Origin of the sequence: Klebsiella planticola ATCC 33531 (assembly GCF_000735435.1) — a bacterium.
Lineage (GTDB): Bacteria > Pseudomonadota > Gammaproteobacteria > Enterobacterales > Enterobacteriaceae > Klebsiella > Klebsiella planticola.
Map to the genome: position 1 here is coordinate 1 of NZ_JMPP01000064.1, position 24176 is coordinate 24176.

General features: G+C 57.5%; 18 protein-coding genes. 12 read left to right on the forward strand and 6 right to left on the reverse strand.

Annotated elements, in window-relative coordinates:
* Positions 1-154 precede the first annotated feature (154 nt).
* The 3 genes from entF to fes form a co-directional block, all read right to left on the reverse strand.
* Positions 155-4036: an enterobactin non-ribosomal peptide synthetase EntF gene (gene entF / locus GRPL_RS02805; protein WP_032700597.1), complete on the reverse strand. Its 3882-nt coding sequence runs from the start codon at positions 4034-4036 to the stop codon at positions 155-157.
* Positions 4033-4251 carry an MbtH family protein gene (locus GRPL_RS02800; protein ID WP_032688956.1) on the reverse strand — a complete coding sequence of 73 codons (219 nt, stop codon included), beginning with the start codon at positions 4249-4251 and terminating at the stop codon, positions 4033-4035. The genes entF and GRPL_RS02800 overlap by 4 nt, the downstream gene beginning before the upstream one ends.
* A 98-nt stretch (positions 4252-4349) precedes the next feature.
* Entirely contained in the window at positions 4350-5594 is a 1245-nt protein-coding gene (gene fes, locus GRPL_RS02795) for an enterochelin esterase (RefSeq protein WP_223526214.1), read from the reverse strand.
* 218 nt (positions 5595-5812) lie between these two features.
* On the opposite strand from fes, the gene GRPL_RS02790 reads away from it, so the two are divergent.
* Entirely contained in the window at positions 5813-8053 is a 2241-nt protein-coding gene (locus GRPL_RS02790) for a TonB-dependent siderophore receptor (RefSeq protein WP_032700598.1), read from the forward strand.
* 117 nt (positions 8054-8170) lie between these two features.
* Positions 8171-8803 carry an enterobactin synthase subunit EntD gene (gene entD, locus GRPL_RS02785; protein ID WP_032700599.1) on the forward strand — a complete coding sequence of 211 codons (633 nt, stop codon included), beginning with the start codon at positions 8171-8173 and terminating at the stop codon, positions 8801-8803.
* A 52-nt stretch (positions 8804-8855) separates the two neighbouring features.
* Here the strand turns inward: entD and GRPL_RS02780 are convergent, their stop codons facing one another.
* Positions 8856-9791 carry a transketolase family protein gene (locus GRPL_RS02780; RefSeq protein ID WP_032700600.1) on the reverse strand — a complete coding sequence of 312 codons (936 nt, stop codon included), beginning with the start codon at positions 9789-9791 and terminating at the stop codon, positions 8856-8858.
* Positions 9784-10614, reverse strand: coding sequence for a transketolase (locus GRPL_RS02775; protein WP_032688965.1), 831 nt, complete (start codon positions 10612-10614; stop codon positions 9784-9786). Before GRPL_RS02775 ends, GRPL_RS02780 begins: the two co-directional genes overlap by 8 nt.
* A 365-nt stretch (positions 10615-10979) precedes the next feature.
* On the opposite strand from GRPL_RS02775, the gene GRPL_RS02770 reads away from it, so the two are divergent.
* The 8 genes from GRPL_RS02770 to GRPL_RS02735 all read left to right on the forward strand — a co-directional run bounded on the left by GRPL_RS02770 (position 10980) and on the right by GRPL_RS02735 (position 19862).
* Entirely contained in the window at positions 10980-11930 is a 951-nt protein-coding gene (locus GRPL_RS02770; protein WP_032688967.1) for a sugar-binding transcriptional regulator, read from the forward strand.
* A 363-nt stretch (positions 11931-12293) separates the two neighbouring features.
* Entirely contained in the window at positions 12294-13814 is a 1521-nt protein-coding gene (locus tag GRPL_RS02765) for an FGGY family carbohydrate kinase (RefSeq protein WP_032696436.1), read from the forward strand.
* A gap of 134 nt (positions 13815-13948) precedes the next feature.
* Entirely contained in the window at positions 13949-14884 is a 936-nt protein-coding gene (locus tag GRPL_RS02760; protein ID WP_032688971.1) for a D-ribose ABC transporter substrate-binding protein, read from the forward strand.
* Between the two features lie 43 nt (positions 14885-14927).
* Complete coding sequence (locus GRPL_RS02755; RefSeq protein ID WP_032700601.1) at positions 14928-15548, forward strand: DUF2291 family protein; 621 nt, start codon at positions 14928-14930, stop codon at positions 15546-15548.
* A gap of 1 nt (position 15549) precedes the next feature.
* Positions 15550-17094: a sugar ABC transporter ATP-binding protein gene (locus GRPL_RS02750; RefSeq protein ID WP_004859306.1), complete on the forward strand. Its 1545-nt coding sequence runs from the start codon at positions 15550-15552 to the stop codon at positions 17092-17094.
* Between the two features lie 17 nt (positions 17095-17111).
* Entirely contained in the window at positions 17112-18179 is a 1068-nt protein-coding gene (locus tag GRPL_RS02745; RefSeq protein WP_032688974.1) for an ABC transporter permease, read from the forward strand.
* A gap of 64 nt (positions 18180-18243) precedes the next feature.
* Positions 18244-19041, forward strand: a complete 798-nt coding sequence (locus tag GRPL_RS02740) for an SDR family oxidoreductase (RefSeq protein WP_032700602.1) — start codon at positions 18244-18246, stop codon at positions 19039-19041.
* Between the two features lie 35 nt (positions 19042-19076).
* Positions 19077-19862, forward strand: a complete 786-nt coding sequence (locus GRPL_RS02735; RefSeq protein ID WP_032688977.1) for an SDR family oxidoreductase — start codon at positions 19077-19079, stop codon at positions 19860-19862.
* A 74-nt stretch (positions 19863-19936) separates the two neighbouring features.
* Here GRPL_RS02735 and GRPL_RS02730 read toward each other — a convergent pair whose 3' ends face one another.
* Positions 19937-21970, reverse strand: coding sequence for a choline transporter (locus GRPL_RS02730; RefSeq protein WP_032688979.1), 2034 nt, complete (start codon positions 21968-21970; stop codon positions 19937-19939).
* 128 nt (positions 21971-22098) lie between these two features.
* On the opposite strand from GRPL_RS02730, the gene betI reads away from it, so the two are divergent.
* A complete protein-coding gene (betI, locus tag GRPL_RS02725) occupies positions 22099-22692 on the forward strand; it encodes a transcriptional regulator BetI (RefSeq protein ID WP_032688981.1) in 594 nt (197 codons plus the stop codon).
* An 11-nt stretch (positions 22693-22703) separates the two neighbouring features.
* Positions 22704-24176 (forward strand): betaine-aldehyde dehydrogenase, encoded by a 1473-nt coding sequence (gene betB, locus GRPL_RS02720; RefSeq protein ID WP_032700603.1) that lies wholly within the window; start codon positions 22704-22706, stop codon positions 24174-24176.

The following is a 24176-nucleotide window of genomic DNA, read 5'->3' on the forward strand; positions in this document are numbered from 1 at the left end:
GCAGCGACCCCAAATCTCCCGCACTACCGGACCATCGGGGATTCGCCCGGTGGCGCTACGCTTACCGGGCCTACCGTTCTGTCTCCTTCCGCGGGCTCTGCATGTCCCGTAGGCCGGGTAAGGCGGCAGCCGCCACCCGGCAATCTTCTCCGGGCTACCCCAAAATCTCCCGCACTACCGGACCAATCGATTCGAAGGCCTGCGGGGAGATAATATCCACGTGGGCGCAGTTCTGGCTAAAGACCTCCAGCTCACCCACCCACGGTCCCCACGCCGCCTGCGGATCCATCCCCGCCTGGCGCGTTTTTTCAGCCACAAACAGCGTCGCTTTGCCATCAAACTTCGCGCTATGCGCGGTGGTCAGCAGGCGTACCGCATCGGCATAGTTGCCCTCGATGACACGGAACAGTTCCCCGGAAGCCTGCCCCTGCTGGGCGGCAAGGAAGGCCTCTCGTTCACGTTCTATCTCGGCCAGTACCTCCGGGTCCAGACCGTTAGCCTCTTTCTCCGCCCAGTTCTGCGTCTCCGGCGGCCAGGTGTCCAGCAAGCCGAGGAACGCCACCGCTTCGCCGCGCTGACGCAAACGGGCAGCAATGCCCTGCGCCAGCGTCCCGCCGAGGGAATAGCCAAACAGGTAATAGGGCCCGTGCGGCTGCTGCGCCAGCAAGGTCTGCAGATGCTGCTCGCACACTTCATCGAGGTTTGCCGCGCTCATCATCGGCCCTTCCGGTCGCGGCGACTGGATGCCGGTAATCGACCAGCGCGGGCTGAGATAGCGGGCCAGCACGCTGAACTGCCAGGCAAAACCCGATGCCGGATGGAAACAGAACAGCGTTGGTCCGTCGCTGACGCGCAGCGGCAGAATCGCATCAAAGCCCAGGCGCTGCGCTTGCTCATCGCTGAGATCGGACGCCAGCAGCGCACTCAGTTTCCCCACCGTCGAGGCCACCATCACCTGCCCGGGCGTCACCTGACGTCCCAGCTCGCGGCTAAGCTGCGCCGCCAGGCGCATTGCCAGCAGAGAATGACCGCCGAGGGCGAAGAAATCGGCTTCAATGTCGTTCACTTCGCAGCCCAGCAGCCGGCTGAAGGCCTCCGCGACCGTGGCTTCAATACCCGGCTCCGGCGGACGACCGCCGCGCGCGGTGCCCAACGTCGGCAGCGGCAGCGCTTTGCGATCCAGTTTGCCGTTGGCGCTCAGCGGCAGTTCCGCTAGCTGAATCAACACCACCGGCACCATATGCGGCGGCAGCTGTTCGGCCAGGCGCGTTTTCAGCGCTGCCGTATCCAGCGGCAGGCCGGACTCTGACACCAGGTAGCCGACCAACTGGCGGGCATCGCCACCGGTCGCCGCTGCCTGATTGAAAACGCAGGCGTGGGTTACCGCCAGGGAAACGTCCGCTAGCGCGGACATGACGCGGTCGATTTCGCCCAGCTCAATACGCTGTCCGCGAATTTTCAGCTGGTCATCGCTGCGCCCGAGGTACTCCACCGCGCCGTTATCCAGCCAGCGCGCCACGTCGCCGGTGCGATACATCCGCTCACCGGCGGCAAACGGGTCGGCGATAAAGCGCGAAGCGGTCAGATCCGGGCGGCCCAGATACCCCTGAGCCAACTGTATGCCGGTCAGATATAAATCCCCGGCGACGCCCGGCGGAACCGGCCGCAGAGTGGCATCGAGAATACGCAGCCCGGTATTCCATACCGGCCAGCCGATAGGCACGCTGTTGCCGGTGACCGCCGCCAGCTCCGCCCCGCAGGCCGGATACCAGCTCACATCCACCGCCGCTTCGGTCGGGCCATAGAGGTTATGCAGCGGCGCGCCGGTCAACGCTTCCCACTCGCGGCACAGGTCGGTTGGCAGTGCTTCCCCGCTGCAGAAGACGCGCTTCAGCGTCCGGCAGGTCGTTACGTTTTCAGCATCCAGCGAAGCCACGAACGCCGCCAGCATTGATGGCACAAAGTGGGTGGTGGTCACTCCGTAGCGGGCAAAGAACTGCTGCATCGCCTGCGGATCGCGATGGGCTTCCGGTTCGGCCATCACCAGCTGTGCGCCGGTGATAAACGGCCACCAGAACTCCCATACCGACACATCAAAGCTGCACGGCGTTTTCTGCGCCACCACATCCCCGGCGGTAAGCGGATAGTGATTTTGCATCCACAGCAGACGGTTAACGATCGCGGTTTGCCCGACCATCACCCCTTTCGGGCGCCCGGTGGAGCCGGAGGTAAAGATGATGTACGCCGTATGCTCCGGCTGTGAGAGCGCCAGCGGCGTGTCATCATCCGCCGCAAGCGGCTGCTGATAACACAGGGTTTCAAGACCCGGAATATCGCTGAAGCGGGCCAGCTGATCCTCTGCAGTAATCAGCAGCGTAGGACGCGCGTCCTCCAGCATCATCCGCAGGCGGTCGTCCGGATACCCGGTATCCAGCGGCAGCCAGGCCGCGCCGGCCTCGACGATGCCGTGCAGCGCGAGGGTGAGGAACACCGAGCGCGGCAACGCCACTGCCACGCTGTCGCCGGGCTTGACGCCGCGCTCACGCAGTAGCCGCGCCAGCGCCACCACCTGCTGACGCATCTCCCGATAGCTGAACTGCCGGGTGGCATCCGCCAGCGCCGGGGCATCCGGCGTTTTCGCCGCCTGTTCAGCCACCAGGGCGCTGAGCGTCGTCGTCGGCAGCGCCACGCCGGTATCATTGACCTGCGCCAGCTGCGCCGTCTCGTCGGCCGAAAGCAGATTGGCCTCTGCGCAGCGTAGCGCCGGATCGGCGGCAAACTGGGTCAGCAGCGCGGATAAACGCGCCACGTGTGCGCGCAACGTTGCTTCGTCATAGCGCGCTTTGTTCGCCAGCACCTCCAGCGACAGTCCGCCGGACTCATCCGGAAATAGCGCCAGTTCCAGATCGTTGACCGGACCGGTCGCCAGGGTGTGGGTCACCGCGTCGATACCGTCAATATCGAGAACATAATCAAAAACTTTCACATTGAGCACCGGGCCAAACAGCGGTTCATCGCCCGCCGCTTTGCCGCTATCGCGCACGATTTGTTCGGCATCGTAGCGCTGGTGGCGGCGCATCTTTTTCAGCTGGGCGCTGAGACGCAGCGCCAGCTCCGCCAGGGTTTCTTGCCCATCGATATGTATCGCCAGCGGCAGGACGTTCAGTACCGGACCGGTTGCGGTCAATGCCGCCGATCCCATCCGCCGCATAAAGATAAAGCCCGCCGCATAGTCCATGCGGCTGCATAAACGGCCGAGCCACAGGGTGGTCAGCGCCAACGCCAGATCGGCTCGCTGGCACTGCGGTGCGCCGGCGGCCAGGCGGCTGAACAGACTGGCATCCAGATCCAGCTTCAGACGCCAGATATCGCTACTGGTCGCCCGCCCCGCCAGCGGCACAGCAGAGAGCGACGCCGGTGACGGCAGGGCTTTGCGCTGTTCCATCCAGAACGCTTTATCGCGCTGCCAGGCCTCACTGCCGTAGTAGCGCTGATACTCTTCAACAACCTCAGCGAAAGGGGTAAATGGCGACGCCGGCGTCGCCTCCCCACGTTGCCAGGCGCGATAAATTGCCGCGATCTGGCGGGTAATAGCGGGGAAACTGAAGCCATCTACCAGCAAATGATGATAACGCTGATACCAGTACCAGCAGTCATCCGCCACGCGCAGCAGCTGGTGACAAACCAGCGGATTGCCTCCGTCCACGCGTAAATTCTGCCCGAGGTCGGCCTGCATTATCGCCAGCGCGGCGTCGTGCGGATCGCGCGCCTCGCGCAGATCGCAATAGTCAGGTTCGGCAAAAGCGCGCTGCTCATCGACCCATTGCCAGGCTTCGCCGTTATCTTCGCAAAAGCGCATGCTGAGGGTGTCGGCCTGCGTCAGACCGGTGACGATCGCCCGTCCCAACAGCGCCGGGTCCAGGTTGCCGCGCAGCTCGACATAGTGGGCGACACTCCATGCGCCGGGCAGCGTAGAGAGGCGCTCCGCCATCCAGATCCCAGGCTGCGCCGCGACCAGCGGTAAACGAGTGCTCATGTCCGGCTCCTTGAGGTTGCATAGTGGGCAGGGGTAAGGGTTGACCAGTTCGCCGCCAGCCAGCTGTTGCACGCCTCTAAGGACTGCGGCGGACATTCCACTACCCAGCCTTGCGGCAGCGCGCAGTGGTGCGGCCACAGGCTGTACTGCTGTTGTTCGTTGCGCAAAATGTAAAACTGCCCTTGCGGATTATCGAAGGGGTTGCTGAATTGCATACCAAACTCCTGTCTTTACTCGCCATCCTCCTGTCGGCTTTCGCCCTGGCTAGCGCCTCGGGGTATGCGGAAGGATGTTGAGTCTGAAGCGCACTTTGTTATTGCGCGCGGCTCAACGGCTGCCAGAGCTGGATGAGCCCAGCCGTCAGCCCACCGCGCCAGCAAAGCGCATCGTGCCCGCCGTCAACCTGACGCCAGAAAATCGTCTGCTGTGTCTGCTGTAGTTGTGTTAAAAGCGCCTGATTGGCGCGAAAAATAAGCGGCTCACGCTCCCCGGCTTCCAGCCAGATTCGCAGCCCGTGGGGGCGGAGCACTCCCTGGCTCAGGCGTTCGATCAGCAGGCCGGTTTGCGCGCCGCCGCGATGCGGCCACCAGTAGGAGCCAGACTGGCTCAGCACGCAGCCAAAGCGCTGCGGCCAGTAGAGCGCGGCAAACATCGCCGCCAGGCCGCCAAAACTCTGACCGGCGACCACGGTACGATCGGCGCGGTCGCTAAAAGGCGCGATTTGCTGTACCCGAGGCAATAGTTCTTCCTGCACCGCCAGCCAGAAATCGGCGTTACAGGGCAGCTCCCGACTCCGGTGTTCGTTATCGATGACATCAATCAGCAGGTAGACCGCTGGCGGCAGCTTTGCCTCGCGCGTCAGCCCGGCCAGTGCGGACCAAACCGGCATACTCTCGGCCCAGAACTGGCCATCAAGCAGCACCGCCAGCGGACGCTCTGCGGCAACGGCCTCTCCGGTGGTGTAAACCCATATCCGCCGCGTATTACCCAGTCGGGCGCTGTGCCATTCAATGCACACCGGCGGTTGATAAGGTGCATTACGCAGCGACCAGCCCGGTTGTTCCGGTGCCAGCGGCAGCTCCAGCGCCGAAACGGCGTGGCCGCGCCCGCCTTTCCAGCTTTGTGGGTTTAACGGATCGGCTATCGCCCGCGGCAGCAGTCTGCGCCAGCCTTCCCGCAGCAGCGTGCGGTCCGGGCTGCCGCCGTTGAAAATCTCAGGAGCAAAATCGTCATCGCGATCGGAGGGAATAAAGCAGTAGCTGCCGCGCCAGGCGGGAGACAGCGTGGTTTGCCATTGCCAGGCATCGGTGCCGGGCACGCGCTTGAGGGTTTGCGGTACGGCATTTTGATGATGGTCGGTGACGCCGGTGATGTAAATCCACACCCGCTTCGTCAACGAGGTCTCTTCGCTGCCCGCCGGATCCCGCCACCAGAAGGTCACCCGGTAGCTATCGCCAACGGCCTCGGCCTGCGGACCGAAGATCCCCTGCCACCAGTCATCACTTCCTGTCATTAACATTCCGTCATTAACCCTATGTTTACCGTGATTTTTCTCAATAAACGTAATTTTTATTGATAATATTATTGATAACTATTTGCATTTGCAATAGCGTATTACCGCACTTTGGGAAGAGTCACTTCTAATTACACATGTCAGAAAGGGCCATTTGGTCAGCGATGGAATGCCTTCGCCCTCTACTGACCACATTTCTGCCGCCTCCCCTCCCGGTGGGAAGGGGTTCCAGGGGCATGCGGCAACGGAAAGCAGGACGTAAAATGAATAACAAGATCAAATCTTTGACCTTGCTGGTCAATCTGGGAATTTATGGGGTTGCCTTCCCGCTGTGTGCGGAAGAGACCCTCGACAGTAAAAAAGCGGCCACCGAAGAGACGATGGTGGTCACTGCCGCCGAACAAAACCTGCAGGCGCCGGGCGTATCGACGATCACCGCCGAGGAAATTCGTAAACGTCCCCCCGCTCGCGATGTCTCCGAAATTATCCGCACCATGCCGGGCGTTAACCTGACCGGCAACTCCACCAGCGGCCAGCGCGGGAATAACCGCCAGATTGATATCCGCGGCATGGGCCCGGAAAATACCCTGATCCTGATTGATGGCAAACCGGTCACCAGCCGTAACTCCATCCGCCTGGGCTGGCGCGGCGAGCGCGATACCCGCGGCGATACCAACTGGGTCCCACCGGAGCTGATTGAGCGCATTGAAGTCATTCGTGGACCGGCGGCGGTCCGCTACGGCAACGGCGCCGCGGGCGGCGTGGTCAATATCATCACCAAAAAAGGTGATAACGAGTGGCACGGTTCGTGGAACACCTACATGAACGCCCCGGAGCACAAAGATGAAGGCTCCACCAAACGCACCAACTTCAGTCTGAACGGCCCGCTGGGCGGCGATTTCAGCTTCCGCCTGTTGGGCAACCTCGATAAAACCCAGGCCGATGCCTGGGATATCAACCAGGGCCATCAGTCAGAACGTACCGGTATTTACGCCGATACGCTACCGGCCGGCCGTGAAGGGGTAGAGAACAAAAATATCAACGGCGTCGTGCGCTGGGATTTTGCGCCGATGAACTCGCTGGAGTTTGAGGCGGGCTACAGCCGCCAGGGCAACCTGTACGCCGGGGATACGCAGAACACCAATACTAACGATCTGGTGAAAAAGAACTACGGCAAAGAGACCAACCGTCTCTATCGCCAGACCTACTCGGTGACCTGGAACGGCGGCTGGGATAACGGCATCACCACCAGCAACTGGGCGCAGTACGAGCACACCCGCAACTCGCGTAAAGGCGAAGGCCTGGCCGGGGGTACGGAAGGGATTTTCAGCAGCGATCAATTCTCTGATATCGACCTGTCCGACGTGATGCTGCACAGTGAAGTCAGCGTTCCGTTCGACCTGTGGGTCAATCAGAACCTGACGCTGGGTACCGAATGGAACCAGCAGCGGATGAAGGATCTGGCCTCCAACACCCAGACCTTTATGGGCGGCGACATTCCGGGTTCAACCAGCACTGGCCGCAGCCCGTATTCTCAGGCGGAGATCTTCTCGCTGTTTGCCGAAGACAACATCGAGCTGACCGACTCCACCATGCTGACCCCGGCGCTGCGCTTTGACCACCACAGCATTGTGGGGAACAACTGGAGCCCGTCGCTTAACCTGTCCCAGGGGCTCGGGGATGACTTCACCCTGAAAATGGGCATCGGCCGCGCCTATAAAGCGCCAAGCCTGTACCAGACCAACCCGAACTACATTCTGTACAGTAAAGGCCAGGGCTGTTACGCCAGTGCAACCGGCACCGGTTGCTATATGATGGGTAACGAAGACCTGAAAGCGGAAACCAGCATCAACAAAGAGATCGGCCTTGAGTTTAAACGCGACGGCTGGCTGGCCGGGGTGACCTGGTTCCGTAACGACTACCGCAACAAGATTGAAGCCGGCTATGCGCCGATCTCCCAGACCGGTACCGGTAAAGTGAAAACCGATATTTACCAGTGGGAAAACGTACCGAAAGCGGTGGTAGAAGGCCTGGAAGGGACATTGAACGTCCCGGTTAGCGAAACCGTTAACTGGACCAACAACATCACCTATATGCTGCAGAGTAAGAACAAAGAGACCGGCGATCGTCTGTCGATTATTCCGGAGTATACGCTGAACTCAACGCTGAGCTGGCAGATATACCAGGATGTTTCCGTGCAGTCGACCTTCACCTGGTACGGCAAGCAGGAACCGAAGAAGTATAACTACAAAGGTCAGCCGGTAACCGGCAGCGAGAAGAACGAGGTGAGTCCGTACAGCATCCTCGGCCTGAGCGCGACCTGGGACGTCACCAAATACGTCAGCCTGACCGGCGGCGTGGATAACGTCTTCGACAAGCGCCACTGGCGCGCGGGTAATGCCCAGACCACCGGCGGCGATACCGGTTATATGTACGGCGCGGGCGCCGAGACTTATAACGAATCGGGCCGGACCTGGTATATGAGCGTCAACACGCAGTTCTGATTACGCGCCTGAAGACCAGGCCGTTCTCTCCCCCGGAGGACGGCCTGGCTATCTGGCCTCCTGACAGGACCACGACAAAGCTATCCCCTCGCCTGCATCCTGACGTAGGATGACCCTATGCAAACGACACACTCGACTTTTCTTTTTGCCGGCCATCGGCTGCATCAGATTGATTTCGACCCGGCCACCTTTGCGCCTCACGATATCCTGTGGCTCCCCCACCATCAGCAGCTCGAAAATTGCGGCCGGAAACGGCAGATGGAACATCTTGCCGGGCGTATCGCGGCGGCCTGCGCCCTGAAAGCTGTTGGCGTGAAAGGCGTTCCCGGAACAGGTGACCAGCGGCAGCCGCTGTGGCCTGTCCCCTGGTCTGGCAGCATCAGCCACTGCGACACCCGCGCGCTGGCCGTCGTCGCCGCCCGACCGGTTGGTATCGACATCGAAAACGTGCTCACCCCCGCGCTGGCGACGGAGCTGGAGAGCAGTATTATCAGCCCGACCGAACGCACGGTGCTGAAGGCGAGCGGACTGCCCTTCGAATTGGCTCTGACGCTGGCTTTTTCGGCGAAAGAGAGCGGGTTTAAGGCCCTGCCTCTCACGCAACAGTCAGGGACAGGGTTTATGCACTTTCGGATAACCGACATTCAGGGCGAGGTCGTCACTTTGTGGACTGAGCAGCAGATGTACCAGGTGCATTGGATGGCGGTTGAGCCCCGCGTCATCACGCTTTGCCAAACGCAATACCGGTAATAAAGGAAGAACCCGCGCGGTCAGAGCCGCACGGGGGAAACGCCATGCTGGCTCAACACATCGTTTTCGCGAGGGCGATAATAGCCTGGGCATCAAAACCGTGGTGCTGGCGCATCCAGCCACGATCCGCCGCCGCCGCATATTCGCCATCAGGAATACCCAGCCGTTTCAGCGGAATACCGATACCAGCCTCCGCCATAACCTCTGCGACCAGGCTTCCCAGACCACCGTTCACATTATGCTCTTCAACCGTAATCACCGCGTTGCATCCCTTCAGCGCGGCCAGTAACGCTGGCGTGTCGCAAGGGCGAATCGAAGGTACGCTGACCACCTGCGCCTGAATCCCTGATTCTGCCAGCGTTTGGGCAGCCTCGACAATTTCATGCACCGTCGAACCGGTAGCGACCAGCGCCAGATCGTGGCCTTCACGCAGCGTGTTTACGGCTCCGGGGACAAAGCGATAGTTTTCAGCATACAGCTCCGGCAACGCTTTGCCGTCGAGACGGATGTAAACCGGCCCCTGATGTTGCAGGGCGTAGTCGATTATCTGTCGACATTCCCGTGGCGATGACGGCGCATAAATCTCAATGTTGCCGAATCCCCGCATCACCGCAAGGTCATCAATCGCGTGGTGCGTGCTCGCCAACGGGCCATAGCTGGCTCCCGCGTTCAGACCAAATAATTTGACGTTGGTGTTGTTGTAACAGACATCGACTTTGATTTGTTCATTGGCGCGGGAAATCAAAAATGGCGCGGCATTGCAGGTCACCGCCACTTTCCCCCCCAGCGCCAGCCCGGCTGCCATCCCGACCATGCTTTGCTCGGCAATGCCGACGTTAACCAGCCGGTCAGGGAACTGTTTAATAAACGGCGCTATTTTTGCGGTTGATGTTGAGTCGGCGACAACAGGCACCAGATCAACTCCATTTTCTACGGCATCGATAAACGCCTGAACCATCACGTTTGCCAGGTGTTCTGCATTACTCATCTTTCAGTTCCTCCAGCGCCAGCGCAATCTCCTCACCTTTCGGCACCCGGTGGTGCCATTCCGGACGCCCCTGGATAAAGGAGATGCCGGCGCCTTTCGTGGTATTCGCAATAATGACGTTGGGTTTTCCTTCCTGCTTTAATCCTTCAAGCGTCGCGACAACCGAGGCCATATTATTTCCCTGACATTCGGTGACGGTCATACCAAAGGCCTTCCATTTTTCGGCAAGCGGATCGGTATTCATGATTTCGCGGGTTGGCCCGGCCAGCTGCAGGTTGTTTTTGTCATTAATAATGATCAGATTATCAAGACCGTAATGTGCTGCGGCCAGTGCGGCCTCCCAGTTACTCCCCTCAGCCAGTTCACCATCGCCGGTGATCAGGAAGACGCGGCGGGCGCTGTGGTTCTTTTTCGCGGCCAACGCCAGTCCCACCGCCACGGGCAAACCGTGTCCTAAAGCCCCGGTATTCAACTCGATGCCCGGCGTCTTCTGGCGAACCGGATGGCCAGGCAGGTGGGAGTTGGCATGCTGATAGGTGCTCAGCCAGTCGACCGGGAAGAATCCCGCCTCGGCCAGCACGCAGTAGTAGCAGCCCACCGCATGACCTTTCGACTGGATATAGATGTCACGCCCTTCATCGGCAATGCGGTCCGGCGCAACGTTCAAAATGCGGAAGTACAGCGCGGTTAAGAGTTCCACCTGCGACAGGTCAGCGCCGGTATGACCGCCGGCAGGGCTGTTGGCGTTCAATCTGATAATGTGGCGGCGTACCGCGCGAGCCTGACGCTCAAGTGCCTGAACATCGTAGTTATAGGGATTCATTTAATACCTCTGAATTTAATTTCAACTTGGAATATTTATTCCGTAAGGGACTAAAAAAACCAGATATCCCCTGGCAGCGCATCGCAGCGCTTTCGCCACTGCACCAGACTCAGGAACATTCTGCCTCCTCACCATCAGGCATACCTGCGCCTGGATAATTTTTCAGTTGATCCGAAACCACAATGAATATATATTCATGCATGATTCTTTATTCAATTATGCAACCACTGTTCTGTTTTTGTCCATAGCTGTTTTAGAGGATTGATAAAAGTTAGAGTCTCATCACACTTAAATGTCTTTTTTTTTCGCGTATGATTACAGGCTCTAACATAATGGCTGCACGTTAATGATTTTCGGGGATATATATGGCTAAGCAGGATGAACAACGGCTATTAGTTAAGATTGCCACTCTTTACTACCTTGAAGGACGCAAGCAGTCCGACATTGCTCAACTTCTCTCGCTTTCTCAGTCATTTGTCTCCCGCGCTATCACCCGCTGCCAAAAAGAAGGGGTGGTCAAAATTAGCGTCGTACAGCCCTCAAATATTTTCCTGAATCTCGAAAAAGGCATTGAGGATCGCTACGGCATCAAGCAGGCCATCGTGGTGGACACCGAAGAGGATGCCAGCGACCACACCATTAAACGCGCCATCGGTTCAGCGGCGGCCCACTATCTTGAAACGCGGCTACGACCAAAAGATCTGATTGGCGTCTCCTCCTGGAGCTCGACCATTCGGGCCATGGTTGATGAGGTTCACGCGCAGAACCTGAAAGCCAGCGGCGTGATTCAACTGCTGGGCGGTGTGGGTCCTAATGGCAATGTGCAGGCAACGATCCTCACTCAGACGCTGGCGCAACGGCTGAACTGTGAAGCCTGGCTGCTACCTTCGCAAAGCATTGAAGGCTCGGTGGAAGAGAAAAACCGGCTGATTGCCAGCCAGGATGTGGCCGATGTGATTTCACGTTTTGATGAAGTCGATATCGCTATCGTCGGGATTGGTATTCTCGAACCTTCGCAGTTGCTCAAAACATCAGGCAACTATTACCACGAAGATATGCTGCAGGTGCTGGCGGAGCGCGGAGCAGTCGGGGATATTTGCCTGCACTACTACGATAAAAACGGGCAGGCGGTGTTACGTGATGATGAAGATCCTGTTATCGGCATGGCGCTGGAGAAAGTCAAAAAATGCCCCAATGTCGTCGCGCTGGCCGGCGGTAGTGATAAAGTCGCCGCCATCAAGGGCGCCCTCTCCGGCGGTTATATTGACATTTTAATCACCGATTATCCTACCGCCCGGCTGCTCGTCACCGCGTAATCAGCCGCTAAAACATCTTTTCTCATGCCTTTGCGCCCTTCAGGAAGACGCAAAGGCACATCAAATAAATGCTTATATTTCAATTTAATAAATAGTTAAAGCGCCGTACCCCCTCAACATCCCCTGCACATTTCACGATCCAGATAAGTGTGATTGCCAGCACAATTGATAACTTTCCCTCTGGCCCCAGAGAAACTTTCTGGCTAAGGTATTAAATAAATAATCACTATCGAATATATATTCAGTGATTAAAAAAGTGATAACGAAATGTCACATCATGGCCTGCTAAGCAGCAATGCGATAACGAGGAATGCTCGCCCTTCCCTTCGCGCCAGGACGACGTGTGACTCAGGAGACTATCTAATGCTGGCAACACAGAAAGAGTTCATCATTGCGCTCGATGAAGGTACCACGAACGCCAAAGCGGTGGTGCTTGACGGCCATGGCAACGTTATTGTGAAGTTTTCTCAACCGTTAGCTATCCAGACACCGCGCGATGGCTGGGTAGAGCAATCCGGAGAGGCGTTAGTCGAGGCCTCACTGGAGGTGATAGCCAACGCTATCGACCACGTTGGCGCAGAAAACGTGGCGGCATTAGCCATCAGCAACCAACGTGAAACCGCCATCGGCTGGTATCGTCAGAGCGGCAAACCGATTAACGCAGCCATCACCTGGCAATGTACCCGTAGCGCGGGTTTCTGTGAGGCGCTGCGCCGCGATCGTAAAGAATCCCAAATTAAATCCACCACCGGGCTACCGATTGCCCCGCTGTTTTCCGCCTCAAAAATGCGCTGGCTGCTGGAGTCGCTGCCGGAAGGCCGGGCGATGGCAGAGCGCGGCGAGATTTGCCTCGGTACCATCGATAGCTGGCTGCTGTGGAACCTGACGCAAGGCGCAGCATTCCGCTGCGACTACTCCAACGCCGCGCGGACGCAGTTACTTAATTTACATACCGGTCAATGGGATGACGAAATGCTGGCGCTGTTCCAGATCCCTCGCGCCGCGCTGCCTGAGATTAAACCCTCCAGCGGGTTATTCGGTTATACCCGCGGTCTGGCCGCCATTCCTGACGGCATCCCGGTGATGGCGATGGTCGGCGATTCACATGCCGCGCTGTTCGGTCACGCGCTCGGTGAACTGGGCTGCGTTAAGGCCACTTATGGCACGGGATCGTCGGTCATGGCGCCGGTGAAGTCAGCCCAATGCGATATTGCCGCACTGGCCACCACCATCGCCTGGCACGATGGCGACAGCATCATCTATGGCCTGGAAGGCAACATTCCCCATACCGGCGATGCGGTGGCCTGGATGGCTGATAGTACGGGATTAAGCGAGCTCTCCGAGCGCGAACTGGCCCACGAGCTCAATACCCTGCCGGCTTCCGTCGATTCCACGCTGGGCGTCTATTTTGTCCCCGCGCTGACCGGTCTTGGCGCTCCCTGGTGGGACGACAGCGCGCGCGGGGTTATCTGCGGACTCAGCCGCGGCGTCAAGCGCGCCCACCTGATTCGCGCCGCGCTGGAATCCATCACTTATCAGATTGCTGATGTGGTGGTTGCCATGCGCCAGCATGACGACTTCCACCTGGCAGCACTGATGGTCGATGGCGGGCCGACAAAAAATGATTGGCTGATGCAATACCAGGCCGATCTGCTGGGTTGCCCGGTGATGCGCAGCGATGTCCCCGAGCTGTCGGCAATTGGCGCGGCCCTGCTGGCCCGCAAAGCGATTCATCCCGGTACGCTGACTGATTTAAGCGCGTTCTTAACCGAACACAGCGAATTTCGCCCCGATATGGCGCGCCATCTGCGTTTACAGAAAAGATGGCAGGAATGGCGCCATGCGGTGGACAGAACATTATGGAAACCGGCCCCGTCCGCCTGACGCCCCACCAGGGATCCTGCTGCGCGACGAACCTGAATCATCAACATAAGGAGAGCTCCGGACCATACAACTGATTTTCAGGCCTTGCGTTGTTTCACCGTACCCGACAATAACAACATAGAGAGAACATTGTCATGAAATTACGTTTAACGTTGTTAACTGCTGCAACCCTGACCGCTTTTTCATTTTCCGCTCAGGCGGTAGAAAAAGGCACCATTATGATTATGGTCAACTCGCTGGATAATCCGTATTACGCCTCTGAAGCCAAAGGCGCCAGTGAAAAAGCCAAACAGCTGGGATATAAAACGACGGTTCTGTCACATGGCGAAGATGTCAAAAAACAGAACGAACTTATTGATACCGCCATTGGTAAAAAAGTTCAGGGTATTATTCTCGATAATGCCGACTCAACCGCCAGCGTCGCCGCCATTGAAAAAGCCAAAACAGCAGGCATTCCCGTGGTATTAATCAACAGGGAAATTCCTGTCGATGATGTGGCACTTGAGCAAATTACGCACAATAACTTCCAGGCGGGTTCGGAAGTCGCCAACGTATTTGTTGAGAAAATGGCGGAGAAAGGAAAATACGCAGAGCTCACCTGCAATCTTGCCGATAATAACTGCGTGACCCGCTCTAAATCTTTCCATCAGGTTATCGACCAGTATCCAGACATGGTCAGCGTCGCCAGACAGGATGCCAAAGGAACGTTAATCGACGGCAAACGCATTATGGACAGCATCCTGCAGGCTCATCCGGACGTTAAAGGGGTGATTTGCGGTAATGGCCCCGTCGCTCTGGGCGCTATCGCCGCGCTAAAAGCAGCGAACCGTACGGACGTGGTGGTGGTCGGCATCGACGGCAGCAATGACGAGCGTGATGCGGTTAAAGCGGGAACCCTACAGGCCACCGTGATGCTGCAGGCCCAGTCCATCGCCGCGCAAGGGGTGACCGACCTCGATAACTTCCTGCAAAAAGGGGTGAAACCGGCGAAACAGCGCGTCATGTTCCGCGGCATCCTGATCACTAAAGATAACGCAGACAAAGTTCAGGACTTCAATATCAAGTCCTGAGTTCGGGTTGTTGCGCCCCTTGCGGGGCGCACAGGAGAGTCTCATGTATAAAAAAACCTGGCTGGCATTGGCCATCGTCGCACTGGGAGGCTGCCGCATTGTCTCTCAGCAAGAGCTGGCCGATCTTAAATCCCCGCCCAATCCGCACATGGCGAATATCGATCGGACGTGGCAGGAGAAAATTGTGCCGCAGGTAGTGGCGCAGGCTCGCTCCACGGAAGCGTTAATGACCGCGCTGCATGCGGCCAAAGATTTCGACAGCGCTTGCAAAACATTGGGCTATCGCGCTCAGGAAGAAAATCCGTGCATTTTCTTCGTCAAGGTTGAAGGCAAGGTCATCAAGCTTGACGCCACCTCGCGCAGCGGAAAAATGACCGTTCAGGAGCAAAACGGCGGCGCTATCGTGGTGCAAATTGGCCCGACGCTACGCGGGACCCAGCTACGCGATGGCTATAGCGGTGCCAGTTATGCAGACTTTAACGACCAGGTGCTGTTTGGTGAATACGGTCGGGCCATTAATGAACAGGCCGTAAAAATGATCCACAGCGCACAGCTAAAATCCGGCGAAATGGTTGAGGTCTATGGCGTATTTTCCGCCTGGGATATACCGCAAACCTTCCCTGATATTACACCAGCGAAAATTATTCACCCCGGAGGACAATAAGATGTCAGCGCAAGAAATCGTCACTCCCCAACCAGTCGAAGCTGAAGTTATTATCGAAACCCGCGGATTATCTCGCGTTTACCCAGGCGTTATCGCCTTAGATAACGTCGACTATCGGGTGTATCGAAATAAAGTCAACGTTCTGATCGGAGAAAATGGTGCGGGCAAATCCACCATGATGAAAATGCTTGCCGGTGTCGAAACCCCTTCCTCCGGACAAATTATTCTCGAGGGTTCTCCCGTTTCATTAAACTCGACTCACCAGGCTGAAAAACAGGGTATCAGCATTATTTTCCAGGAGCTGAATTTATTCCCGAATATGAATGTCATGGATAATATTTTCATGGCTAATGAGTTTTTCCAGAAAGGAAGAATCAACGAAAAATACCAATACGAACTGGCTAAATCACTGCTGGAACGGCTGGAGCTCGATGTTGATCCCTACACTCCGCTTGGCGAACTGGGTATTGGCCATCAGCAGCTGGTCGAAATTGCGCGCGCCCTGTCCAAAGATACTCGCGTATTGATTATGGATGAGCCCACCTCCGCCCTCAGCCAGTCTGAAGTCAAAGTCCTGTTCAATGTTATCGGACAACTTAAACGGCGCGGCGTCACCATCATTTATATCTCTCATCGTCTGGAAGAACTGATGGAAATTGGCGACCACATTACCATTTTCCGCGATGGCCGTTTTATCAGCGAACGGACCGTCAGCGATGCCAGTATCCCCTGGATCATTGAACAGATGGTCGGCGATAAGAAAAAGCATTTCGACTATCAACCGGCCCCCAAAGGCGAAGCGGTGCTGGCGGTGGACGGTCTGACCGCGCTGCACCATAGCGGCGGTTACAAGCTTAATGATGTGACCTTTACCTTATGTAAAGGGGAAGTCATCGGCATTTACGGCCTGCTGGGCGCCGGGCGTACCGAGCTATTTAAAGGGCTGGTCGGCCTGATGCCGTGCCAGAATGGCAGTATCCATCTCAACGGTGAAAATATCGGCAGGGCCCCTTTTCAGGCCAGACTCAAAAAAGGGCTGGCGCTGGTACCGGAAGACCGACAGGGCGAAGGCGTGGTGCAGATGATGTCCATTCAATCCAATATGACGCTCTCCGATTTCAGTCTTCAGGGGTTTCGCCGCGCCTGGCAATGGCTGAATCCGCATAAAGAGCATGCCAGCGTTAAAGAGATGATTCAGCAGCTTGCCATCAAAGTGAGCGATCCCGAGCTTCCCATCACCTCTCTGAGCGGCGGCAACCAACAAAAAGTGGTGCTGGGGAAGGCGTTAATGACGCAGCCGCAGGTCGTTTTCCTCGATGAACCCACGCGCGGCATCGACGTGGGTGCCAAAACGGACGTGTATCACCTGATTGGCAAAATGGCGCAACAGGGGCTGGCCGTGATGTTCTCCTCCTCAGAGCTGGATGAAGTGATGGCTCTGGCAGATCGTATTTTGGTGATGGCCGATGGCCGTATTACCGCCGACCTACCGCGTCATGCGGTCACCCGCGAAAAATTAATCGCGGCTTCAACACCTCAAGATTAATCAGGCTGGAATCCATCATGAACCAGAAATATATGATCTATATGTACCTGCTGAAGGCCAGAACGTTTATCGCTCTGCTGCTGGTTGTTGCGTTTTTCAGCGTGATGGTACCGAATTTCCTGACTACCTCAAATCTGCTGATCATGACCCAGCATGTGGCCATTACCGGCCTGCTGGCCATCGGGATGACGCTGGTCATTCTGACCGGGGGAATTGACCTTTCAGTCGGTGCGGTGGCCGGGATTTGCGGCATGGTGGCCGGTGCCCTGCTAACCAATGGCCTGCCCTTATGGAACGGTAGCGTCATCTTCTTCAACGTACCGGAAGTTATCTTGTGCGTGGCTGTCTTTGGCGTGTTGGTGGGTCTGGTTAATGGCGCCGTGATTACCCGTTTTGGCGTGGCGCCCTTTATTTGTACCCTCGGAATGATGTACGTCGCCCGCGGTTCTGCCCTGCTGTTTAACGACGGCAGCACTTACCCCAATCTCAACGGCATGGAAGCGCTGGGCAACACCGGTTTCTCCACCCTCGGCTCCGGTACCGTCCTGGGAATTTATCTGCCGATCTGGTTGATGATCGCTTTTCTGCTACTGGGATACTGGCTGACCACGAAAACCCCGCTGGGCCGCTATATCTACGCCATTGGAGGCAACGAATCCGCGGCCCGTCTGGCCGGCGTCCCGATTGTTAAGGCCAAAATCTTTGTTTATGCCTTCTCCGGCCTCTGCGCCGCGTTCGTCGGGCTGATAGTCGCCTCACAGCTGCAAACCGCGCACCCGATGACCGGCAACATGTTCGAAATGGATGCGATCGGCGCCACCGTTCTCGGCGGGACCGCGCTGGCGGGCGGCCGGGGCCGGGTGACCGGTTCGATTATTGGCGCCTTCGTGATCGTCTTCCTCGCCGACGGCATGGTGATGATGGGGGTCAGCGATTTCTGGCAGATGGTGATTAAAGGCGTGGTCATTGTCACCGCCGTCGTCGTCGATCAGTTCCAGCAGAAACTACAGAACAAGGTCATTCTCATGCGCCGCCATGAAGAAAAGCTGGCGACGGTTCATCCCAGCGGCGCGGCATCCCGTTAATTCACGCATAGCACCGATTCTTCCGCCGGGCGTCACCGCCCGGCTTCGCTAAAGGGAAAAAAGTATGCACAGAAATTTTCACAATAAAACCATCGTCATTACCGGAGCCTGCCGGGGTATTGGCGCCGGCATCGCCGAACGCTTTGCCCGCGATGGCGCCAGGCTGGTGATGGTCTCAAACGCACCGCGCGTCCATGAAACCGCAGAAACCTTACGCCAGCGTTATCAGGCCGATATTCTGTCGCTGGAGATTGATGTCACCGATGAAGCCCAGGTTCAGTCCCTGTACCAACAGGCCGCAGCCCGTTTCGGCACCATTGATGTTTCAATTCAAAACGCCGGCGTGATCACCATCGATTATTTCGATCGCATGCCAAAAGCCGATTTCGAAAAAGTGCTGGCCGTGAATACAACCGGCGTCTGGCTGTGCTGTCGCGAAGCGGCCAAATATATGGTCAAACAGAACTACGGAAGTTTGATCAATACCTCGTCGGGCCAGGGGCGCCAGGGCTTTATCTACACCCCGCATTACGCCGCCAGCAAAATGGGCGTTATCGGCATTACGCAAAGCCTGGCTCATGAGCTGGCGCCATGGAACATCACCGTCAACGCCTTCTGCCCCGGGATTATCGAAAGTGAAATGTGGGACTACAACGACCGGGTGTGGGGCGAAATCCTCAGCAGTGAACAAAAGCGCTATGGCAAAGGCGAGCTGATGGCGGAATGGGTAGAAGGAATACCGATGAAACGGGCAGGAAAACCGGAAGATGTTGCCGGGCTGGTGGCCTTTCTCGCCTCTGACGATGCGCGCTATCTCACCGGACAGACGATTAACATCGACGGCGGCTTAATTATGTCTTAATGCCCGCCAGGGTTTTGACCACAAGAGTAATCACTATGATCGCAAAAGATTTTGCTCAACAGTTGTTTAACCTGCAGGACCGCGTTGCCTTTGTCACCGGCGCGGGCAGTGGTATTGGCCAGATGATCGCCTACGGGCTCGCCAGCGCGGGCGCGCGCGTCGTCGGTTTTGATTTGCGCGAAGACGGGGGACTGGCCGAAACCGTGAGTCATATTGAAGCGATAGGCGGCGAAGCCTGCTTTTACACCGGGGATGTGCGCCAGCTAAGCGATCTTCGCGCCGGCGTCGCGCTGGCCAAAAGCCGCTTCGGTCGTCTCGATATCGCCGTCAATGCCGCCGGTATCGCCAACGCCAACCCGGCGCTGGAGATGGAGACGGAACAGTGGCAGCGGGTTATTGATATCAACCTCACCGGCGTGTGGAATTCCTGTAAAGCGGAAGCGGAACTGATGCTGGAATCCGGCGGCGGCTCGATTATTAATATTGCCTCGATGTCCGGAATTATCGTTAACCGCGGGCTGGAACAGGCGCATTACAACAGCGCCAAAGCCGGCGTGATTCATCTCTCTAAAAGCCTTGCCATGGAGTGGGTCGGCAAAGGGATTCGCGTCAACTCAATTAGCCCGGGTTACACCGCAACGCCGATGAATACCCGTCCTGAAATGGTCCATCAGACCCGCGAGTTTGAAAACCAGACGCCCATTCAGCGCATGGCAAAAGTTGAAGAGATGGCGGGACCGGCTCTGTTTCTCGCCAGCGACGCCGCCTCATTTTGTACCGGCGTTGATTTGGTCGTTGATGGCGGATTTATCTGCTGGTAAGCGGAGCGCATGGCGACGTTCGTTCGAAAAAAGGCGCCCACGGGGCGCCTTTTACTCATGCAGCCTTCTGCTCCCTACATCCCCGGAAACATCACGCTGTTCCCCGGCGCTTCCCGGTGCAGGTGGATAAAGTTCAGGTGACGCTCGTACTGATCGAGAATATCGGTGATCACCTGCTCCTTGCTGTAGTCCATCAGGTCATTGCCCTGGCTGCCCTCCAGCAGGAAGGTCTCCAGACGATAGTAGGTTGATTTACCGCTGCGCGCCCGGTAGGTGAAGCCCGGAATCGAATACTGCTGCGGCCAGATCTGATAGACAAAATTCTGTTCATCGCCCATATGCACCAGCAGTTCGAGATGACCCAGATTATCCCCCTCTTCCGGCGGTAAACTTTTCAGATCCACATAGGCGCCGCGCAATTTAAGCTCCTGCGCCACCTCCTCCATTGCCGGGTAGCACACCGTCTCCATCATCTGGCGCGTATAGCGGGTTCCCGGATAGTTCATCAACCGCGACAGACGCTTCTTCCAGCTCAACCGATCCTGCACGCCGAGCGGGCGCGGGGCGGTATCGCGACTGGCGCTCTCGCGGCGATAGTCTTCGACCTTCAATGATTTATACAACCCTGCCATCACAAAAAAGATCACGAAGCTAAACGGCAGCCCCATGATCACCGTGGTGTTCTGCAGCGCCGAAATCCCGTTGGTCATCAGCATTCCGATGGTCAGCAGACCGATAGCGACCGACCAGAAGATCCGTAGCCAGTTCGGCGCATCGCTGTTGATATCTTTGAGTTTCGAGGTGAAGTTCCCCAGCACCAGCGCCCCTGAGTCAGCGGAGGTCACATAGAACAGTAACCCGGTGATGGTGGCGACCGAGGCGCTGAAGGTAAAGGCCGGGTACTGCGCCAGCAGATTATAGAAGCCGCGCTCCGGATGGGCCATCGCCTCTTCGGCAAAGGCGACATTGCCATGAATAATCTCGTACAGCGCACTGTTACCGAACACCGACAGCCAGAGTAAGGTGAAGGTAAACGGAATAATCAGCGTCCCCAGCACAAACTGACGAATGGTGCGCCCGCGCGAGATACGCGCCAGGAACAGCCCCACGAACGGTGACCAGGCCACCCACCAGGCCCAGAAAAACAGCGTCCAGTTGTTCATCCACTCGACCGGGCGATCGAAAGCGAAGCTGTTGAGGGTCATGCCCATAAAGCGGTTCACGTAGTCGCCAACGTTCAGCACCAGCGCGTTCATCAGAAACTCGGTATCGCCCATAAACAAGATGAACAGAATCAGCCCCAGCGCCAGCACCACGTTCAGCTCGGAGAGAATACGAATCCCTTTATCGACCCCGGAGGTCACCGAAATCGTGGCGATAATCACCGACAGGACAATCAGCGCCGCTTTCGCCCCCAGCGAATCCGGAATATCAAACAGCACGTTCAGGCCATAATTAAGCTGCACGACCCCGATCCCCAGCGTGGTGGCAATCCCAAAAATTGTCCCGACCACCGCCGCGATATCGACGCTATGGCCAATTGGACCATCGATTTTTTTACCGAAGATGGGATAGAGGGCGGAACGTATGGTGAGCGGCAAATTATAACGATAGCTAAAGTATCCCAGCGCCATGCCCATCAGAGCATACATCGACCAGCCGGTCAGCCCGTAGTGGAACAAGGTCCAGACCATCGACTGGCGCGCGGCCTCCATGGTCTGCCCGGCCCCTTCCGGCGGCTGCATATACTGGGTGACCGGTTCGGCGACCGAGAAGAACATCAGGTCGATACCGATACCGGCGGCAAACAGCATCGCCGCCCAGCTCAGCATGCTGAACTCCGGTTTGGAGTGCTCAGGCCCGAGCTTCACCGAACCGAAGCGCGAGCAGGCGATGCAGACCACAAACACGATATACAGCGTGGCCGCCAGCAAATAATACCAGCCAAAAGTCGTCGAAACCCAGTTCAGGGTACGGCCAATCCAGGCCGCTGAAAAATCGCTGAAGAAGATAGTCATCAGGGAAAACAACAAAATCAGTCCGGCGGAAGTATAAAAAACCACCGGATTGATTTTGTCCTTTTCTCTGCTCGGCGAAAGGTCTGTCATCCAGTATCCCCACTGTTTTTGTAACTATTAAAATCCAAAACCGCAACAATTAAGACACATTTTATATTGAACGTCCAATCAAAAACCGCTTTAATAGATAAACAAATCTGATGAATGGAACCAACGAAATGCCCAAACTGGGGATGCAACCGATACGCCAGCGGCAGCTCATTGACGCGACCCTCGAGGCGATAAACGCGGTGGGAATGCACGATGCCACCATCGCGCAAATTGCCCGACGGGCGGGCGTATCGACCGGCATCATTAGTCACTATTTCAAGGATAAGAACGGTCTGCTGGAAGCGACGATGCGCGATATCACCGGCCAGCTGCGGCTGGCGGTACTGAGCCGTTTGCACGCGCTGCCGGGCGCCAGCGCCGAACGGCGGCTGCGGGCCATCGTGGCGGGTAATTTCGATGACAGCCAGATAAGCAGCGCGGCGATGAAAGCCTGGCTTGCCTTCTGGGCCAGCAGCATGCATCAACCGATGCTCTATCGCCTGCAGCAGGTCAGCAGCCGGCGTCTGCTGTCGAACATCGTCTATGAATTTCAGCGCGAGCTGCCGCGCCAGCAGGCGCAGGAGGCCGGTTATGGTCTCGCCGCCTTAATCGACGGACTGTGGCTACGCGCGGCGCTGAGCGGTAAACCGCTCGACAAAGCCCGCGCCGAAACGCTCGCCGACCATTTCATCAGCCAGTATCTGCCACCGACTTCTCAATAATGGAGGAAACCATGTCCCGAATGGCCGAACAGCAGCTTTATATCCACGGTGGTTACGTCCCTGCCACCAGCGGGAAAACCTTCGAGACACTCAACCCTGCCACCGGGGAAGTGCTGGCGACAGTCCAGGCCGCGGGTCGCGAAGACGTCGACCGGGCGGTAAAAAGCGCCCAACAGGGGCAAAAGGTGTGGGCGGCGATGAGCGCCATGGCGCGTTCGCGGATCCTGCGTAAAGCGGTGGATATTCTGCGCCAGCGTAACGACGAGCTGGCGCGTCTGGAGACGCTGGATACCGGTAAACCGCTGAGCGAAACCGCCGCTGTCGATATCGTTACCGGCGCCGACGTGCTGGAGTATTACGCCGGCCTGATCCCGGCGCTGGAAGGCAGCCAGATCCCGCTGCGCGACAGTTCATTCATCTATACCCGCCGCGAACCACTCGGCGTGGTTGCCGGGATCGGCGCGTGGAACTACCCGATCCAGATCGCGCTGTGGAAATCAGCGCCGGCGCTGGCCGCCGGAAACGCGATGATTTTTAAGCCAAGCGAAGTGACCCCGCTGACCGCCGTCAAACTGGCGGAGATCTACCGCGAAGCCGGCCTGCCGGACGGCGTCTTTAACGTCCTGCCGGGGATCGGCGCCGAAACCGGACGGTATCTGACTGAACACCCGGATATCGCCAAAGTCTCGTTCACCGGCGGCGTCGCCAGCGGCAAAAAAGTGATGGCTAACTCCGCCGCTTCGTCGCTGAAGGAAGTCACCATGGAGCTGGGCGGCAAGTCGCCGCTGATCGTCTGCGACGATGCCGACCTCGACCTCGCCGCCGATATCGCGATGATGGCCAACTTCTACAGCTCCGGCCAGGTCTGCACCAACGGCACCCGGGTGTTTATCCCGGCGCGCGCGAAAGCGGCGTTCGAAGAGAAAATCCTCGCCCGCGTGGCGCGAATTCGTCCCGGCGACCTGTTTGATGAAACGACCAACTTCGGCCCGCTGGTGAGCTTCCCGCATCGCGACAACGTCCTGCGCTATATCGAGAGCGGTAAGCAGGAAGGTGCGCGTCTGCTGTGCGGCGGCGGGGTGCTGCAAGGTGACGCCTTCGCCAGCGGCGCGTGGGTGGCCCCGACCGTCTTTAGCGACTGCCATGACGAGATGACCATCGTGCGCGAAGAGATCTTTGGCCCGGTGATGTCGATTCTGACCTATGAAGACGAGGCGGAAGTGATTCGCCGCGCCAACGCCACCGAATACGGTCTGGCGGCAGGCGTGGTCACCCCGGACTTAAATCGCGCCCACCGCGTGATTCATCAGCTTGAAGCCGGGATCTGCTGGATCAACAGCTGGGGCGAATCCCCGGCGGAGATGCCGGTCGGCGGCTATAAGCACTCCGGTATCGGCCGCGAAAACGGCGTGATGACGCTCCAGAGCTACACCCAGGTAAAATCCATCCAGGTTGAGATGGCTCAGTTTCACTCCATATTTTAA

Bases quoted from the DNA above. Each gene is read 5' to 3' on its own strand.
- GRPL_RS02750 (WP_004859306.1), top strand. From the start codon at position 15,550: ATGTCAGCGCAAGAAATCGTCACTCCCCAACCAGTCGAAGCTGAAGTT.
- GRPL_RS02790 (WP_032700598.1), top strand. From the start codon at position 5,813: ATGAATAACAAGATCAAATCTTTGACCTTGCTGGTCAATCTGGGAATT.
- GRPL_RS02800 (WP_032688956.1), bottom strand. From the start codon at position 4,251: ATGCAATTCAGCAACCCCTTCGATAATCCGCAAGGGCAGTTTTACATT.
- GRPL_RS02730 (WP_032688979.1), bottom strand. From the start codon at position 21,970: ATGACAGACCTTTCGCCGAGCAGAGAAAAGGACAAAATCAATCCGGTG.
- entF (WP_032700597.1), bottom strand. From the start codon at position 4,036: ATGAGCACTCGTTTACCGCTGGTCGCGGCGCAGCCTGGGATCTGGATG.
- betB (WP_032700603.1), top strand. From the start codon at position 22,704: ATGTCCCGAATGGCCGAACAGCAGCTTTATATCCACGGTGGTTACGTC.
- GRPL_RS02775 (WP_032688965.1), bottom strand. From the start codon at position 10,614: ATGAATCCCTATAACTACGATGTTCAGGCACTTGAGCGTCAGGCTCGC.
- GRPL_RS02760 (WP_032688971.1), top strand. From the start codon at position 13,949: ATGAAATTACGTTTAACGTTGTTAACTGCTGCAACCCTGACCGCTTTT.
- betI (WP_032688981.1), top strand. From the start codon at position 22,099: ATGCCCAAACTGGGGATGCAACCGATACGCCAGCGGCAGCTCATTGAC.
- GRPL_RS02735 (WP_032688977.1), top strand. From the start codon at position 19,077: ATGATCGCAAAAGATTTTGCTCAACAGTTGTTTAACCTGCAGGACCGC.
- GRPL_RS02765 (WP_032696436.1), top strand. From the start codon at position 12,294: ATGCTGGCAACACAGAAAGAGTTCATCATTGCGCTCGATGAAGGTACC.
- GRPL_RS02745 (WP_032688974.1), top strand. From the start codon at position 17,112: ATGAACCAGAAATATATGATCTATATGTACCTGCTGAAGGCCAGAACG.
- GRPL_RS02780 (WP_032700600.1), bottom strand. From the start codon at position 9,791: ATGAGTAATGCAGAACACCTGGCAAACGTGATGGTTCAGGCGTTTATC.
- GRPL_RS02770 (WP_032688967.1), top strand. From the start codon at position 10,980: ATGGCTAAGCAGGATGAACAACGGCTATTAGTTAAGATTGCCACTCTT.
- entD (WP_032700599.1), top strand. From the start codon at position 8,171: ATGCAAACGACACACTCGACTTTTCTTTTTGCCGGCCATCGGCTGCAT.
- GRPL_RS02740 (WP_032700602.1), top strand. From the start codon at position 18,244: ATGCACAGAAATTTTCACAATAAAACCATCGTCATTACCGGAGCCTGC.
- GRPL_RS02755 (WP_032700601.1), top strand. From the start codon at position 14,928: ATGTATAAAAAAACCTGGCTGGCATTGGCCATCGTCGCACTGGGAGGC.